Origin of the sequence: Oerskovia sp. NPDC057915 (genome assembly GCF_042887685.1) — a bacterium.
GTDB lineage: Bacteria > Actinomycetota > Actinomycetes > Actinomycetales > Cellulomonadaceae > Oerskovia.
Window position 1 is genome coordinate 161211 of sequence record NZ_JBHVOS010000002.1, and the last position, 16407, is coordinate 177617.

The following is a 16407-nucleotide window of genomic DNA, read 5'->3' on the forward strand; positions in this document are numbered from 1 at the left end:
AGGGTAGTCGCTCGACCGGCCCTCGGCCGACCCGTCCCACCCGGCGGTTGCTCCTGGCAATCTTTCCCAGGTCGACGGCGTACCCTGCCGACCATGTCCAGCCAGGTCGACGAGCTCGCGCTCGCCCCCGTCCGGGCGCCCGTCCCCACCGGGACCGCCGCGCGCCCGACGTCCGACGCTGCCCGGCGTCGGACGCGCGTCGTCGCGCGCCTGGCCGAGCTGGGCCGGTTCAGCTTCGTGGGGACCGTCGCGTTCTTCGTGGACCTCGGCCTGTTCAACCTCCTGCGCTTCGGCCCCTGGGACGCGCTGAGCGCGAGCCCGCTCGAGGCCAAGGCGATCGCCGTGAGCGTCGCGACGGTCGTGTCGTGGCTCGGCAGCCGCTACTGGACCTTCTCCGACCGCCGCACGAGCCGCCACGGCCGCGAGCTGCTGACCTTCCTGCTGGTCAACGCCGCCGGCATGGCCATCTCGCTCGGCGTGCTCGCGTTCACGACCGACGTCCTCGGGCTGACGTCCCCGCTCGCGGAGAACGTCGCGGCGAACGGGGTCGGCCTCGCGCTGGCGAACGTGTTCCGCTACGTCGCCTACCGACGGGTCGTGTTCACGGGCCCGTCACGGGCAGGTGGTGGGCACGTCACGGGCGCGGACGGCGGGAACGGGTCGGTCGGCACGGCGCCCGACAGGAGCCTCGCCGACGACCTCGTCGGCAACGTGCCCGACAAGGACTAGCCCTCGGTGTCCTGCCCGCGCCGCCTGCGCCGCCTGCGCACGCCGGACGCCGAGATGGTGGTCCCGGTCGGGAGCACGATCCGCGGGTCGAGGGTGCGGGGGACGCCGGCGAGGAAGAGCGCGAAGATCGGTGGGCGACGCTGGGCCAGCTCGAGCCGCCCACCGTCGGCCGCTGCCAGGTCGCGGGCGAGCGCGAGGCCGAGGCCCGTCCCGGCGCCCGAGGTCGCGCCGCGCTCGAAGACGCGCGAGGCCATCTCGTCCGAGACGCCGTCCCCCTCGTCCCCGACCTCGATCGCGACGGCACCGCTGGTCCCGCTGGGACGAGCGCGCACGGTCGTGGTGCCCGCCCCGTGCTTGAGCGAGTTCTCGATGAGCGTGGCGAGCACCTGGGCGAGCGCACCGGGCGTCGCCAGGACCTGGTAGCCCTCGGGGACGTCGACCACGAGCCGACGTCCCGCCTTGGCGAACGTCGGCACCCACTCCTCCTCCTGCTGGCGGACGACCTCGATGAGGCGCACGGCCTCGGTCGTGCCGCCCTGCGCACGACGGGACTGGGTCAGCAGGTCGTCGACGACCGTGACGAGACGCTCGACCTGCTCGAGCGAGATGCGCGCCTCCTCCTGGATCGCCGGGTCGTCCGAGGCCATCGAGATCTCCTCGAGGCGCATGCTCAGCGCGGTCAACGGGGTCCGGAGCTGGTGCGAGGCGTCGGAGGCGAACTGACGCTCGGCGGCCAGGCGACCGGCGAGGCGGTCCGAGCTGCGCGCGAGCTCGGCGGCCACGAGGTCGATCTCCTCGACCCCGGAGAGCTCGAGGCGGGGTCGGACCTGGCCGGACCCGAGCTGCTCGGCCGATGCCGCGAGGTAGACGAGCGGTGCCGACAGCCGGTTGGCCTGCCACACGGCCATGGCGATGCCCGCGGCGAAGGCGACCACCGAGGCCGCCACGACCAGCAGGACGATCTGCGCGGCGTTCCAGTAGCTCTCCGCGAACGACGTGGTCAGCGCCACCGTCGCGTTCTGGTCGGTCCGGTCCGCCGCCTCGTTGACCCGTCCCGAGATGGGCTCGCCGGCGGTCATCTGCTCGCCGTCGGGCAGGTTCACGAAGACGTAGGCGGGCAGCTCGCCCGGGCGCCCGTCGGACGCGTTGTCCAGGACCGACTGCGGGACCGGCTCGTTCTGCGAGAGCCGGGCGTCGATGTTCCGGGCGAGCGTGTCGACCCGCCCCTGGAGCTGGGCCTTCTCGTTGGCGAGCACGAACTGCGCGCCCAGGAAGGCCAGGGGGAATCCCAGGAGCAGGACGGCGACGGCGACGGCCGCGACCGTCGCCTGCAGCACGCGTCGACGCACGCCCTACTCCTTCACCCAGCCTGTCGGCCGATCAGCCCTCGCCGGTCTCGAAACGGAAGCCGAGCCCACGGACCGTCGAGACGTAGCGCGGCGAGTTGGCGTCGTCGCCGAGCTTGCGACGCAGCCAGGACACGTGCATGTCCAGCGTCTTGGTGGAGCCCACGGGCTCCGAGCCCCACACGTCCCGCATGAGGGTGTCACGCACGACCACGGAGCCCGCGCTCGCGATGAGCACGCGCAGGAGCTCGAACTCCTTGGTCGTCAGGTGCAGCTCGCGGTCGCCCTGGAACGCGCGGTGGGCGGCGACGTCGATACGGACGTCCTGAGCGACCAGCTCCTCCTCGTCGGTGGTGTCACCGTGGGTGCGGCGCAGGAGAGCCCGCACGCGGGCGAGGAGCTCGGCCAGGCGGAAGGGCTTGGTCACGTAGTCGTCCGCGCCGGCGTCGAGACCGACGACGAGGTCGACCTCGTCGGCGCGTGCGGTCAGCACCAGGACGGGCGTCGTCAGGCCCTTGTTGCGGATCTCACGTGCGACGTCCAGGCCGTCCATGTCGGGGAGGCCCAGGTCGAGCACGACGATGTCGACACCGTTCGCGGCGTCGATCGCTCCTTGACCAGTTCCTTGCACGACCACGTTGTAACCCTCACGCGTCAGCGCACGCGCCAAAGGTTCGGCAATCGCCGGGTCGTCCTCCGCTAGCAGTACGTGGGTCATTCGATCATGCTAGGGCATTCGCAGAACTTTGGCGTTATCCGGCAGGCGTTGTGGGACACCCATGGCACACCTGATGGACGCCGATGGCCGGGGCCTTCTGCTCTGCCCGGGTCTGCCCGGTTGCACCCGGTAGCGCCCGCCATGCGCACGCCGTCGGGACGTCATGGGAGGCCGCTCCCACGGCTCGCCGGACCGCCGCCGGACCTGTCGCCCGCGACCTGGGCCGGGCCTGCTCTCCGGCGCCCGGGTCATGCCCCGGTCGTGCCGGGTCGTGCCGCCGGTCCGTCCACGGGTGGACCCCACCGGCGGCGGGGCCCACCTAGGCTGACAGGCATGGGTTGGTACGAGAACATGGGCAAGTGGTGGGAGCGGCACCGGTTCGGTGTCGACATGACCACGACGCTCGTCGTCGCGCTCGCGTTCATCCCGGCGGCCATGGCCTTCGGGACGTCCGCCACGGGCGGCTCCGCGCTCTCGACGCTCTTCACGGTCGGGATGCTCGCACCGCTCCCGTGGCGCCGGGTCCGGCCCGTCGCGTCGGCGATCACCGTCTACGCGGTCGCGCTGCTCCACCTGGTCTTCGGGATCGTGTTCCTCCCGGCCGACTTCCTCCTGCTGATCTCGCTGTTCTCCGTCACCGTCTACGGCCCTCGCTGGGCGCACCGCACCGCGATGATCTCCTCGGCCGCCGGTTCGCTCGTGCTGGGCCTGTCGCTCGCCATGCAGGCGAGCGGCCCCGGCGAGGCGGCCGGGGTGCTCGTGTTCACCACGATGTTCACGACCATGATGTTCCTCGCGGTCTGGGCGTTCGGGCTCGTGCGCCGGTCGCGGCGCGAGACCATCAACGCGCTGGTCGACCGCGCCGAGCGCCTCGAGGTCGAGCGCGACCAGCAGGCGCAGATCGCGACCGCCGCGGAACGCTCCCGCATCGCCCGCGAGATGCACGACATCGTCGCCCACTCGCTGTCGGTCATCATCGCGCAGGCCGACGGAGGCCGGTACGCAGGGGTGACGGACCCGGCGGCCGCCACGCGGGCGCTCACGACCGTCTCGGAGACGGGGCGCGCGGCCCTCGCCGACATGCGCCGGCTGCTCGGGGTCCTGCGGACCGACGACCGTGACGCCGTGGCCGGCGCCGGACCCGCCCAGCTCACGCACGCCCCCGGCCTCAACAACCGACCCCGGCAGCTCGCCCCGGGTGGTCCCGCGAGCGCCGCCCCGACCGGCGGACCTCCGAGCACGGGCTCCACGCCCGTCACGGGCGCGACCCGCCGCGTCGAGCTCAACCCGCAGCCCGACTCCGCCGATCTCGAGACCCTCGTGACCCAGGTGCGCGACAGCGGGATGCGGGTCTCCCTCGTCCGCATGGGCACGCCGCGCGCGCTGCCCCCGGGTGCGGGCCTGACCGTGTACCGGGTCTGCCAGGAGGCGCTGACGAACATCCTCAAGCACGCGGGCCCCGACCCGACCGTCACGGTGGTCGTGACCTGGGGCGTCGACACGCTCCAGCTCGCGGTCGACGACGACGGGCGGGGTGCGTCCGCCGACGGCTCGCACGCTCCCGGCTACGGACTGCTCGGCATGCGTGAGCGCGCCGTGATCTTCGGCGGCTCGGTCACGACAGGCCCGCGCCCCGGGGGCGGCTTCCGCGTCCGGTTCACCATGCCCATCCCCCGGCTCGACGGCGCCGCGCCCCCCGTCCCGCCGGTCCCCGGACCGCCCGTCCCGCCCCCGGGCCCGACGGCGGGTCCCGGCCCGGTCCCCCCACCACCGGACCTGCCGTCGGGCAGGATAGGACGACGCAGCGCTCCCGCACCCGCACCCGCACCCGCACCCGCACCCGCACCCGCACCCGACGATCGTCAGGACCCATGACCTCCACCTTCTTCACGCCCGACCTGCCCGACCGTGCCCCGATCCGGGTCGCGCTCGTCGACGACCAGCAGCTCGTGCGGGCAGGCTTCCGGATGGTGATCGACTCGCAGCCCGACCTGCAGGTCACGGTCGAGGCCGGCGACGGGCTCCAGGCGCTGCGCCTGCTCGCCGACCACCCCGTCGACGTCGTGCTCATGGACGTGCGCATGCCGCACCTCGACGGGCTCGCCGCGACGGCCCAGCTCACGGCTGCGGCCGCGGACGGGCAGCACGTGCCCCGCGTGATCGTGCTCACGACGTTCGACCTCGACGAGTACGTCCTCGAGGCCATCCGCTCGGGAGCGAGCGGCTTCCTCCTCAAGGACGCTCCCCCCGAGGAGATGCTCGCGGCGATCCGCACCGTGCACTCGGGCGACGCCGTGATCGCCCCGTCCTCGACCCGCCGGCTCCTGGAGCACCTCGTCGTGGCGCTGCCCGCCGAGCAGCTCGTCGACACGGGGGCCCAGCAGCAGGTCTCCTCGCTCACCGAGCGCGAGCGCGAGGTGCTCGTGCTCATGGCCAAGGGGCGGTCGAACACCGAGATCGCGGGCGACCTGTTCGTCGCCGAGGCCACGGTCAAGACCCACGTCGGGCGCATCCTCGCCAAGCTCGAGGCGCGCGACCGCGTGCAGGCCGTGGTGACGGCCTACGAGACGGGACTGGTGCGCCCGGGCGCGTGACGGCGTCGGGCACCGGTCGCCTCACCACGCACCGGACGGGGCCCGGACGCGGTCCTGCTCGACGCGCGGCGTAGCCGCTCGACCAGGCACGTACGACCACGGGATGACTCCCCCCACGGCCAGGACCAGCCCGTCGCCGGACGCGGGCGCCACGTCCCGGCTCCTAGTGTCGTCATCAGGTGGGAACGAGGGCCTCCGCCCTCCCCCGCACCCCCTCGGCCCCGACGCCGGACGCACCACGCGCCCCACCGCCGGACCGGACCTACCGACGACGAACTCCCTGGAGCAGACGTGGACACCACCGTGTACCAGCCCATCCCCGGCACCGCCGCCTCACCGGGCACGCCCGCCGTGCGCGCCCGGTCCCTGACCAAGCTGTACGGCAAGGGCGAGGCGACCGTGCGCGCGCTCGACGGCGTCGACGTGGACTTCGAGAAGGGCGCGTTCACCGCGATCATGGGCCCGTCGGGGTCGGGCAAGTCCACGCTCATGCACCTGCTCGCAGGGCTCGACACAGCCTCCAGCGGCCAGGGGTTCATCGGCGACACCGAGATCACCGCGCTGGGCGACAACGAGCTGACCCGGCTCCGCCGCGACCGCGTCGGCTTCGTCTTCCAGTCCTTCAACCTGCTGCCCATGTTCACGGCCGAGCAGAACATCACGCTCCCCATCGAGCTGGCAGGGCGCAAGGTCGACGCCGAGACCAAGGAGTGGCTCGCGACCCTCGTCCAGACCCTGGGCCTGGGCGCACGCCTCACCCACCGCCCCAGCGAGCTCTCGGGCGGCCAGCAGCAGCGCGTCGCGATCGCCCGCGCCCTCATCGCCAAGCCCGAGGTCGTCTTCGCCGACGAGCCCACCGGGAACCTGGACTCGCGCTCGGGCGCCGAGGTCCTGAGCTTCCTGCGCCGCTCGGTGCGCGAGCTCGGCCGCACCATCATCATGGTCACGCACGACCCCACGGCCGCCGCCTACGCCGACCGCGTCATCCTCATCGCCGACGGCCGCATCGCGGGAGACATCGACAACCCGACCCCCGAGTCCGTCCTCGCCGGCCTCGACGCGCTCCGCACCCTCGAGGGCGACCCCGCGGACGCGCTCGCCGCCGGCTCGACCGGTTCGACGGCGGTGCGCGCCTGATGGTCCGGCTCACCCTGGCGCAGATGCGCCGCAGCGTCGGGCGGCTCAGCGCCGCCGGCATCGCGATCCTCATCGGGACCGCCTTCCTCACCGCGACCCTGCTCGCGGGGACCATCATCAGCAGCATCACGACCGACTCGATCGCCGCGCAGTTCGCCGACTCCGACCTCGTGGTCACGAACGGTGCAGGCATCGACCCGGCAGGGCTCGAGGACATCCGCGGGACCGACGGCGTCGAGGCCGCCGACCCCCAGGTCATGCGCGCCTTCGAGCTCGTCTCGGGGGGCAAGCGCACCTACCAGGTCGTCGTCCCGACCGCCTCGGACCCGCGCTTCGAGGCCCAGGAGCTCGTCGAAGGTGCGATGCCCGCACGCTCGGGCGAGATCGCGCTGCCGACCGACGTCGCCGAGCGGCTCGGGCTCGGGCTCGGCGACACGGTGACGGTCGTGCGCTCGGTGTGGACGCCCGGTTCCGAGGACACGACGACCGGGACCGGCGCAGCCGGCGAGGACGGCGCCCCCTCCGAGGACGCCGCCGCGCCCGAGACCGCACCGGCCGACGCGACCGACGAGGCCGAGGGCGCGCCCGCCCCCGCCGACGAGACCGCGCCCGGCGAGGAGTCGGCCGCCGGCAGCTTCGTCGACACGAACGAGAAGCTGACCGTCGTCGGGACCCTCGACGACCCGATGGGCGCCTACGCCCAGGTGGGCGGCGCGGGCGTCCTGTCGACCGAGGACATGACCGCCTGGGAGGCCGACAGCGTCGTCCCGGGCGAGTCCGCGACCGCGTACAACGCGGTCCTGGTCGCCCTGGCACCCGGCACCGACCTCGAAGCCGTCCGATCGACCATCACCGGCTCGCTCGGCGCCGACACCACGGTCTGGACGAGCGCCGAGTACGCCAAGGAGCAGGCCGCCCAGATGACGGGCGGCGAGGACGTCTTCACCTACGTGATCCTCACGTTCGCGGCGATCGCGCTGCTCGTCGCCGCCCTCGTCATCGCGAACACCTTCCAGGTGCTCGTGGCCCAGCGCACCCGGACGCTCGCACTCCTGCGCTGCGTCGGCGCGGACCGCAAGCAGCTGGCCCGCTCGGTCCTGCTCGAGGCCGTGATCCTGGGGCTGGTCGCGTCGGTCGCCGGCATCCTGTTCGGCATCGGGCTCGTCCAGCTCGCGCTGACCGTCGCGGGCCGCATGGACCTCGGCATCCCGCTGCCGTCCGTCGTCCAGGTGACGGCCGTCGCGGTCCTCGTCCCGCTGCTCGTCGGGACCGTCGTGACGCTCGTCGCGTCGTTCTCCCCGGCACGTGCCGCGACCCGGGTCGCCCCGCTCGCCGCGCTGCGCCCCTCCGACGCACCGACCCTCACGTCGGGCGCGGGACGCATCCGCCTCGCGATCTCGTCGATCCTCGTCGTCGGCGGTGCCGGCCTCCTGGTCCTGGGGGTCCTCCTCGGGCAGCAGGGCAGCGCAGAAGGCGGACTGCTCGCCGCGACCGCAGGTGGCGCGGCCTCGTTCGTGGGCGTCCTCGTGGGAGCGATCTTCTGGCTCCCCAAGGTCGTGAGCCTCGTGGGCAAGGTCCTGACGGGTTCGGGCAGCACGGCCAAGCTCGCGGCCGCGAACACGCTGCGCAACCCGCGCCGCACGGCCGCGACGAGCACCGCGCTCCTCATCGGCGTGACGCTCGTGGCCATGATGTCGACCGGGGCCGTGAGCGCCCGGATGAGCATGAACGACGAGCTCGACGGCCGCTACCCTGTGGACGTCTCGCTCGCGACCGACGGCTTCGACGAGTACGGCGGCAACCAGCCCGTCGCGCTCCCCCGGTCCACGATCGGCACGGCCGAGAAGGTCGACGGCGTCGAGTCCGTCGTCCCGCTGACCGCGACGTCCGTCACGGTCGACCTCGACGGCGACGACGTCACGTTCCTCGCACGCGGCGTCGACCCCGAGGCCGCGAGCACGCTCGTGCGCGACAAGGAGGCCGTCGAGGGCCTGGCCCCCGGCACGGTCGTCGTCCCGGCGGGCGTCGCCAAGGACTGGAACGTCTCGTCGGGCGACCAGCTCGTGCTGACCGCGGCCCCGCTCCCCGACGACGCGGACCCTCAGGGCACGCCCGCGACCCTCGAGGCGCTCGTGACCCCCATGGGTGGTCGTGCGCTGCTCGTCACGCCGCAGACGCTCGAGGGCGTCGCGACCGGGACACCCGTCACGAGCGCGTGGGTCGGGCTGGCCGACGTCAACGACGCAGCCTCCGTGGTGCCGGCCCTCCAGGACGCGCTCGCGGAGACCGACCTCCCGATCGACGTCACGGGGGCCGCGGTCGAGCGGGCGATGTACCAGAAGGTCGTCGACACGATCCTCGGCGTCATCGTCGGCCTCCTCGCGGTCGCGGTCGTCATCGCCCTCATCGGTGTCGCGAACACGCTCTCGCTGTCGGTCATCGAGCGCCGACGCGAGTCCGCGACCCTGCGGGCCATCGGCCTGAGCCGGTCCCAGCTGCGGTGGATGCTCGCGATCGAGGGCATGCTCATCGCAGGGGTCGGCGCGGTGCTCGGCATCCTGCTGGGCATCCTGTACGGCTGGGCCGGTGCGTCCGCGGCCCTCGCCGTGATGGGCGACGTGACCCTCGCCGTACCGTGGCGCGACGTCGCCCTGGTCATGGTCGTGGCGCTCGTCGCGGGTCTGCTCGCCTCGGTGATCCCGGGCCGCTCGGCAGCCCGCACCTCGCCCGTGGAGGCGCTCGCGGTCGAGTGACCCGGCACCTCGCGCAAGCACGCCCGACGGCGCGCCTGTGGACGGTCTCCTCGTCCACAGGCGCGCCGTCGTCGTCTGCGGGAACCCCGCGCTCGACGACAGGATCGGCGGGTGCTCATCACCCTCCATCCGGGCGTCGACCTGGACGTCCCCCTGGGGTCCCGCCTGGGAGACCTCCGCCCGGATCTCGCACGCGTCGCGTGCCGCCCCGAGATCGCGAGCTCACCGCTCGAGGTCGACGGCGTCCTGGTCGGCGACGACCACCGGGTCGGGACCCGACCCCTCCTGCCCGGCGCGACGCTCCGCGCGACGGACATCGGGGCGCACGGTCAGGAGGGCCGACCCGCACGCGCGCCCCGGGCCGCGAGCGCCGTCCCGGTGGACCCGGACGCTGCCGCGTTGCGCGCCCCCTGGCACGTCGCGGTGCTCACGGGTCCCGGTTGCGGCGGCCTGCTGCCGCTGCAGCCCGGCGTCCCGCTCGTCCTGCGGCACGGGACCGGTCCGGTCGTGGTCGTCACGCTCGGGGTGTCGCGCCGCCGGGGCCCGCGGAGGTGGACCTCGAGGTCGCGGGGTGGGGCTTCGGGGGCGGGAGCCGTCGCGGGGGCGGGAGCCGAAGCGGGTGCCCGGGTACGGCTGAGGGTCTCCCGGTGCACCCCGGTCCGTGCGGCGGGCCGCGTCGTCGTCCAGGGCGGCACCGAGCAGCCCGTGCACGTCCACGGTCGCTCGCCCGAGGGCAGGCGGCGGCACGTGCCGTACGGAGCCGTCCGGCGGTGGCCCCCGGGTCACGTGCTCGAGGTAGGTGCCACGACCTACGACCTGCGCCCCCGTCCCCACCTCGACGAGTGGGACGTCGCGAGCGGGCTCTCCCACCCGGCCCCGGCCGCCCCGCGGGGACTTCTCGACCCGGCGTCCCTCACGATGGCGATCACACCGGCCATCGGGTCGCTCGCGCTCGCTGCCGGGACGCGTCAACCCTTGTTCGCGCTCCTCGCGCTGGTCGGCCCGCTCACGCTCCTGATCCCCCTTCTCGCCCGACGGCGTCGCACCGCCGTGAGCGGACTGCCCGGCATGACAGGAGGGCGCCCCGGGCAGGACGGGTCGGCCCCCGGGAGAGCGGCCGACCCTGCGCTCTCCGTGGACGGGCCGCGCACCGCAGGTCGCCGTGACGGGCCAGCGCCGTCGTCCCGGCGCGAGCGTCGCACCCCTGTGCCGGGCGCCCTGCTCGACCGGTCCAGGCACCCCGACCCGCACCCGGCCGACCTCCTGACCGCCGCGTTCGCCGCCCACCACGCGACCGAGGCCCGTCCGCCGGGCACGCCTGCGGCCGCGGGCACTCAGCCACTCGGTGCGCCCGTACCCCGGGCCGCCGTCGCGAGCGCCCAGGGCGCCCGCCTGCCGGACGGTTGCGTGGCGGTCGTCGGGCCCCGGGTCGAGCGCCTGGCGGCCGCGCGATCCCTGCTCCTCGCCCAGGTCGCCTCGGGGGCCGAGGTCGACGCCGTGCACCGCGACGAGCTGGCGTCGGACTGGTCGTGGCTGCGCTGGCTGCCCGGCGCCCGCCGGAGCGACCTGGTGGTGCCCGCCCCCCAGGACGAGGGCGGGAGCCACGAGCGACCGCTCCGGGTCGTCGTGGTCGACGTCCCCACGAGTCCCGGTCCCGTCGGCCGGGGCACCACGTCCGACCCCCTGGTCGAGGCCCTCGAGACGTGGTGGGCACGGCGGACGGGGACCGAGCGGCTGATCCTGCTCGCCGCCGACCGCCGGTCGGTCCCGGCCTGGTGCCGCACGCTCCTCGACACGGCCCGGCACACCTGGCACCTGGCCGACGGCACGGTCGAGCCCGCCCCGGAGATCGGGGTGGGGGTCGACCTGGCCGAGCGGTACGCGCGGCACGTCGCGGCTGCGGCACGCCTCGGCCGGTGGCCTGCAGACACCGAACCAGCGGGCCCCGTCGACCCCACCGACCCGGTCCACCCCGACCTCGCCGCGAGCGTCTCGCTCGCCGGGCTCCTGCACGCGCCGCTCCCCCACGACCCCGGCTCGGTGTCTACCTGGGTCGCCGCCCGGTGGTCGGCCGCCGCGGCGCGACCCCGCCCGGGACTCGACGTCCCGATCGGCACCGACGCGCAGGGCGGTACCGTCCGTGTCGACCTGGTCCGCGACGGACCGCACGCCCTGGTCGCCGGGACCACGGGCGCGGGCAAGTCCGAGCTGCTCCAGTCCCTCGTGCTGGCACTGGCCCTCACGTACGGCCCACGCGACCTCGCGATCGCGCTCGTGGACTTCAAGGGCGGCGCGGGCTTCGGCGCCTGCGTGGGCCTTCCGCACGTCGTCGGGCAGGTCACGGACCTCGAACCGGGGCTCGCCGGCCGCGCGCTCACCGGTCTGCGCGCCGAGCTGCGCCGACGCGAGCACGCCCTGGCGCAGGTCGGGGCGTCCGACGTCGACGACCTGCCGCCCGGGACGCTGCCCCGGCTCGTCGTGGTGATCGACGAGTTCCGGGCGCTCGCCGACGACCTGCCCGACTTCCTCCCCGGTCTCCCGCGTCTCGCGTCGCAGGGCCGGTCGCTCGGGGTGCACCTCGTCCTGGCCACGCAGCGCCCCGCCGGTGCCGTGACGGCAGACATGCGCGCGAACATCTCCCTGCGGCTGGCCCTGCGCCAGATCGACCCGGGCGACTCACGGGACGTGATCGACTCGCCGCACGCCGCGCATATCCCGGCCGGTCGACCCGGCCGGGCGGTCCTGCGACGCGGCAACGAGCCACCGTCGGCCCTCCAGTGCGCGCACGCGGGGACGGCGGCGCCACCGCCGGGAGTCCAGGTGCGGACCGTCGGGCGGTGGTGGGCACCCCGGGACACGGCCCTCGCCCGAGAGCCTGCGACCGACCCGGTGGCCGACCTCGTCGCGGCCGCGGTCGCCGCGGCGGAGGCCGCCCGCCTCCCGACCCATGCCCCGCCATGGCTCCCCGCCCTGCCCGCTCGCGTGACGCCGTCGGACCTGAGGGGTGCGCTCCTGGGTGCGCCGTCCGGCGACCTGCCCCTGGCCCTGTCCGACCTGCCGGACCAGCAGAGGCGCGGCCTGGTCTCCTGGCGGCCCGAGGACGGGCACCTCGCGGTCGTCGGACGCCCGCGGTCCGGGCGGTCGACGACCCTGCACACGCTCGCCGTCTCGGCCCTCGACCGCGGCTGGGACGTCCACGTCGTCGGCGGCGCTCCGGCGCTCCCCGGCGCGCTCGCGCGGCACCCACGGTGCGGAACGGTCGTGCCACGGCACGACGCGCGGCGGGTCGCACGCCTCGTGGACCTCCTGCTCCGGGGAGCGCGCCGCCGCCCGGCCCTCGTGCTGCTCGACGACGTCGAGGACCTGCGTGCGTCCCTGGGCCGTCTCGCGTCGGGGGCAGGGGCCGACCAGCTCGGTCGCCTGCTCGCCGAGGGGCCCGCGCACGGGGTGCACGTCGCTCTCGCGGGCGGCTCCCCGGGCCTGGCGGGGCTGGCCCAGCGCACGGGCCCCCGCCTCGTGCTGGCGTCGGACGCCGTGCCCGACGACGTCGCGCACGGTGTCCCGTCACGGCTCGCCGGGCGCGGTGGTCGCCCCGGTCGAGCGGTGTGGCTCGGGGCGGGCGAGGCCGTCGAGTGCCAGGTGCTCGTCGACGCCGCCCCCGGCCGCGCGACCACGGTCGTCGGTGATCCCGACGGTGCGACCTGCGGCGACGGGCCGGTGCGGCTGCTCCCGCTGCCCCGGTACGTGGCCGAGGGCGACGTCACGAGCACCGAGGTGGCCGGGCAGGGCAGCGGTGCGGGCACGGTCGCGCCCCGGGCCCCGGTCCTGCCGCTCGGACGCCTGGTCGTAGGACGCGGGGGTGACCACGCGGGCCCCGTCCACCTCGACGTCGCGCACGGCACCCTCGTCGTGGGCCCCCCGGGGAGCGGGCGCAGCAGCGCCCTGCTGGTCCTGGCACGCCAGGTGCTCGCCGCGGGGAGGCTGCGGGCCGTCCTCTCGCCCGACGGGCGGTTCGAGGACGTCGTCCGAGGCGGTGCGCACGACCTGCACGCGGCCATCGGGCCGTCGCCGACCGAGGTGCGGGCCGTGCTCGGTGCCCTGCCGGGGGCGGGGCTCGAGGCGGGCGACGTGGTGGTCGTCGACGACCTGGACCTCGTCGTCAGGACGTCGCCTCTCGAGGCGGACGTCCTCACAGACCTGCTGAGGAGCGGCGTCGCCGTCCTCGCGTCGACCTCGACCGCAGGGGCCGCGACCGCTCACCGCGGGCCGGTCGCCGAGCTGCGCGGCGCGCGCAGCGGCCTCGTCCTGGCCCCCGAGGAACGCGGCAGCAGCGAGGTCTTCGGGAGATCTCTGGGCTGGTCGGTCGACCCCGAGATCGCGCCGACCGGTCGAGCGGTCGCGATCTGCGGCAACGACCTGGTCCCCGTCCAGGTCGCCTCGCCCGGGACGGTCACGGTGGCACCGGCGGCCGAGCAGGACGAGGCCGGGACCGGTCGCGCCGAGGGCTCAGGCGCCGGTGAGGGCTCAGGCGCCGGTGCGGCCTCAGCCGTCCGTGCGGGCCGCGTCGCGCGTCGTCGCGACGACGACCGGGCGCAGCATGAGACCCACGAGCACGACCAGGGCGAGCGCCATGGTCCCGATCCCGCCGGGCGTGACCTGGTACTGGAGCCAGCTGAAGGCGACCACGATCTGGAGGAGCTGCCACGTGGCCACGGGTGACCGTCCCCACCGCTGGCCGCGGAGCAGACCACGCGCGCTGGCCACGAGGGTGACCGCGACCCCGAGGCAGAACAGGGCGAGGAAGATCGAGACCCCGGCCGAGAACGAACCGCCCGCGAGGAGCTCGGCGAGGACGACCACCGCGGCGGCGGCGAGGGCCAGCGCCTCGAGCGCGATGCCCGCGACCACGACCCACAGCGCGGGAGGTCTCGCTCCTGCGGGGAGCGTCGCCGAGGGGCCCGCCCCGTCCTCGGGAGGCTCGGGGGATGATTGATTCGGGGTGCTCACAGGTGCCACGACAACCCAGGGTACGCGTGACCTGCACCTTCACCGAAGTGTGACCAAGACCTCACGGTTCACCCCGCAGAAACTTTCCGGTAACCCCTTGTGCTGGGCTTCACGAGATGTGAACCTAGTTCAAGCATCAATTACCCCCCCACCTGAGCCCGAAGCCCATTGTGGACGTGCGTCCGACACATTCACAAAGCGGCCTTGCTCGTCATGCCAAGGAGACCTCACATGGACTGGCGCCACCGCGCAGCCTGCCTGGAAGAAGACCCGGAGCTGTTCTTCCCGATCGGGAACACCGGCCCCGCCCTCCTGCAGATCGAAGAGGCGAAGGCCGTCTGCCGCCGCTGCGACGTCGTCGACACGTGCCTCAAGTGGGCCCTCGAGTCCGGTCAGGACGCGGGCGTCTGGGGTGGCCTGTCGGAGGACGAGCGCCGCGCGCTCAAGCGCCGCACCGCTCGCGCCCGTCGCGCCGGCTGAGCTTCACATACTTTTCTCATAAAGGGCCGTCACCTGCTGGTGACGGCCCTTTATGTTGCCCACGGAAGAGAATTGTCGGCCCGTCCGATCCTCCCCGTGAGGACGAGCGTCACCCCTGCCGCGAGCCCGCACCGTCGCGCAGCACGAGCTCCAGGACCACCTGCGTCCCACCCCCCGGACGGGTGGACCACTCGATCGTCCCGCCCAGCTCGTTCGTCACGAGCGTCGCGACGATCTGCGATCCCAGACCGCTCTTCTTGGCCTTGACGGTGGGCTCGGCACCCGGCAGCGGCATGCCGACGCCGTCGTCCGCGACCACGATCCGCAGGGCCGATCCGCTGCGCCGCGCGTCGATCTCGACGGTCCCGTCCGTGCGGCCGGCCAGGCCGTGCTCGACCGCGTTCGTCACGAGCTCGGTCAGGACGAGTGCGAGCGGCGTCGCGTCCTCGGCCGGGACCAGCCCGAAGCTCCCCGTCTGCACCGTGCGGACCTTGGTGTCGGCGGAGGCGACGTCGGCCGCCAGGCGCAGGGCGCGCCCGCCCATGTCGTCGAACTCGACCTCCTCGTCGAGCGTCTGGGACAGGCTCTCGTGCACGAGGGCGATGGTCGCGACGCGGCGCATGGCCTCCTCGAGCGCCGCCCGTGCCTCCGGCACGTCCATGCGCCTCGCCTGGAGCCGCAGGAGCGCGGCGACGGTCTGCAGGTTGTTCTTGACCCGGTGGTGGATCTCGCGGATCGTCGCGTCCTTGGTGATGAGCTCGCGCTCGCGCCGGCGCAGCTCGGAGACGTCGCGGCAGAGCAGCACCGCCCCGATGCGCTGCCCCGACTCGGTGAGCGGCAGCGCACGCAGCGACAGGGCCACCCCCCGGGCCTCGATGTCGGTGCGCCACGGCGCGCGCCCCATGACCACGAGGGGCAGGGACTCGTCGACCGGGGTCTGGTGCTCGATGAGGTCGGTCGTGACCTCGATGAGCGAGCGCCCCACGAGCGGCCCGATCACGCCGAGACGGTGGAAGCAGCTCAGGGCGTTGGGGCTCGCGTAGAGCACCTCACCCTCGGAGTTGAGCCGGATCAGCCCGTCGCCCACGCGAGGGGCGCCGCGGCGAGGGCCGGTCGCCGCGTTGGGTGCGGGGAACTCTCCGCGGGAGATCATCGCGATGAGGTCGTCGGCGGCCTCGACGTAGTTCAGCTCGAGCCGGCTGGGCGTGCGTCCGCTGCCGAGGTTCGTCTGCCGGGCCACCACGGCGATCGCGCGCCCGCTGTGCACGACCGGGATGGCCTCCTCGCGCACCGCGTACGCGCCGAACCAGCGGGGCTCGCGGGACCGCTGGGAGCGGGCCTCCGAGAGGGCGCGCTCGAGCTGGGGCCGCTGACCGTCGGGGGCCGTCGAGCCGACGATGTCGTCGTAGTGCACGGTGGCCCCGGTGCTCGGCCGGCACTGGGACACCGCGACGAAGTTCCCGTCACCCGTGGGCAGCCACAGGACGAGGTCGGCGAACGCCAGGTCGGAGATGACCTGCCAGTCCCCGACGAGCAGGTGCAGCCACTCGTTGTCGGCAGGCGACAGCTCGGCATGGCGGGAGATCAAGTCACTCATGGCAGACACGGGCTCCAGCGTACGCATGCACCGGCGCCTTCACGGG

At 74.3% G+C, this 16407-nt stretch carries 10 protein-coding genes; 7 read left to right on the top strand and 3 right to left on the bottom strand.

Annotation, left to right across the window (positions count from 1 at the left end):
* The first annotated feature begins 93 nt into the window (after window positions 1–93).
* Window positions 94–729 carry a GtrA family protein gene (locus ACFVQ3_RS02075; RefSeq protein WP_387634457.1) on the top strand — a complete coding sequence of 212 codons (636 nt, stop codon included), beginning with the start codon at window positions 94–96 and terminating at the stop codon, window positions 727–729.
* On the opposite strand, the gene ACFVQ3_RS02080 is transcribed toward ACFVQ3_RS02075, so the two are convergent.
* Window positions 726–2078, bottom strand: a complete 1353-nt coding sequence (locus ACFVQ3_RS02080; protein WP_387634460.1) for an ATP-binding protein — start codon at window positions 2076–2078, stop codon at window positions 726–728. The two genes, ACFVQ3_RS02075 and ACFVQ3_RS02080, sit on opposite strands and share 4 nt — an antisense overlap.
* Before the next feature lie 31 nt (window positions 2079–2109).
* Window positions 2110–2793 (bottom strand): response regulator transcription factor, encoded by a 684-nt coding sequence (locus tag ACFVQ3_RS02085; protein WP_030150069.1) that lies wholly within the window; start codon window positions 2791–2793, stop codon window positions 2110–2112.
* A 333-nt stretch (window positions 2794–3126) separates the two neighbouring features.
* Here ACFVQ3_RS02085 and ACFVQ3_RS02090 point away from each other — a divergent pair, with 333 nt between their 5' ends.
* The 6 genes from ACFVQ3_RS02090 (at window position 3127) to ACFVQ3_RS02115 (ending at window position 14764) form a co-directional block, all read left to right on the top strand.
* On the top strand, window positions 3127–4668 hold the full coding sequence (locus ACFVQ3_RS02090) for a sensor histidine kinase (protein WP_387634463.1): 1542 nt from the start codon (window positions 3127–3129) through the stop codon (window positions 4666–4668).
* Window positions 4665–5387: a response regulator gene (locus ACFVQ3_RS02095; protein ID WP_387634466.1), complete on the top strand. Its 723-nt coding sequence runs from the start codon at window positions 4665–4667 to the stop codon at window positions 5385–5387. The genes ACFVQ3_RS02090 and ACFVQ3_RS02095 overlap by 4 nt, the downstream gene beginning before the upstream one ends.
* A 291-nt stretch (window positions 5388–5678) precedes the next feature.
* Window positions 5679–6524 (top strand): ABC transporter ATP-binding protein, encoded by an 846-nt coding sequence (locus tag ACFVQ3_RS02100; RefSeq protein WP_387634468.1) that lies wholly within the window; start codon window positions 5679–5681, stop codon window positions 6522–6524.
* 23 nt (window positions 6525–6547) lie between these two features.
* Window positions 6548–9277, top strand: a complete 2730-nt coding sequence (locus ACFVQ3_RS02105; protein WP_387634471.1) for an ABC transporter permease — start codon at window positions 6548–6550, stop codon at window positions 9275–9277.
* Between the two features lie 111 nt (window positions 9278–9388).
* Window positions 9389–13996 (top strand): FtsK/SpoIIIE domain-containing protein, encoded by a 4608-nt coding sequence (locus ACFVQ3_RS02110; RefSeq protein ID WP_387634473.1) that lies wholly within the window; start codon window positions 9389–9391, stop codon window positions 13994–13996.
* 519 nt (window positions 13997–14515) lie between these two features.
* Complete coding sequence (locus tag ACFVQ3_RS02115; RefSeq protein WP_030150075.1) at window positions 14516–14764, top strand: WhiB family transcriptional regulator; 249 nt, start codon at window positions 14516–14518, stop codon at window positions 14762–14764.
* A 109-nt stretch (window positions 14765–14873) separates the two neighbouring features.
* Here ACFVQ3_RS02115 and ACFVQ3_RS02120 read toward each other — a convergent pair whose 3' ends face one another.
* On the bottom strand, window positions 14874–16361 hold the full coding sequence (locus ACFVQ3_RS02120; RefSeq protein WP_387634651.1) for a sensor histidine kinase: 1488 nt from the start codon (window positions 16359–16361) through the stop codon (window positions 14874–14876).
* Between the last annotated feature and the right edge of the window lie 46 nt (window positions 16362–16407).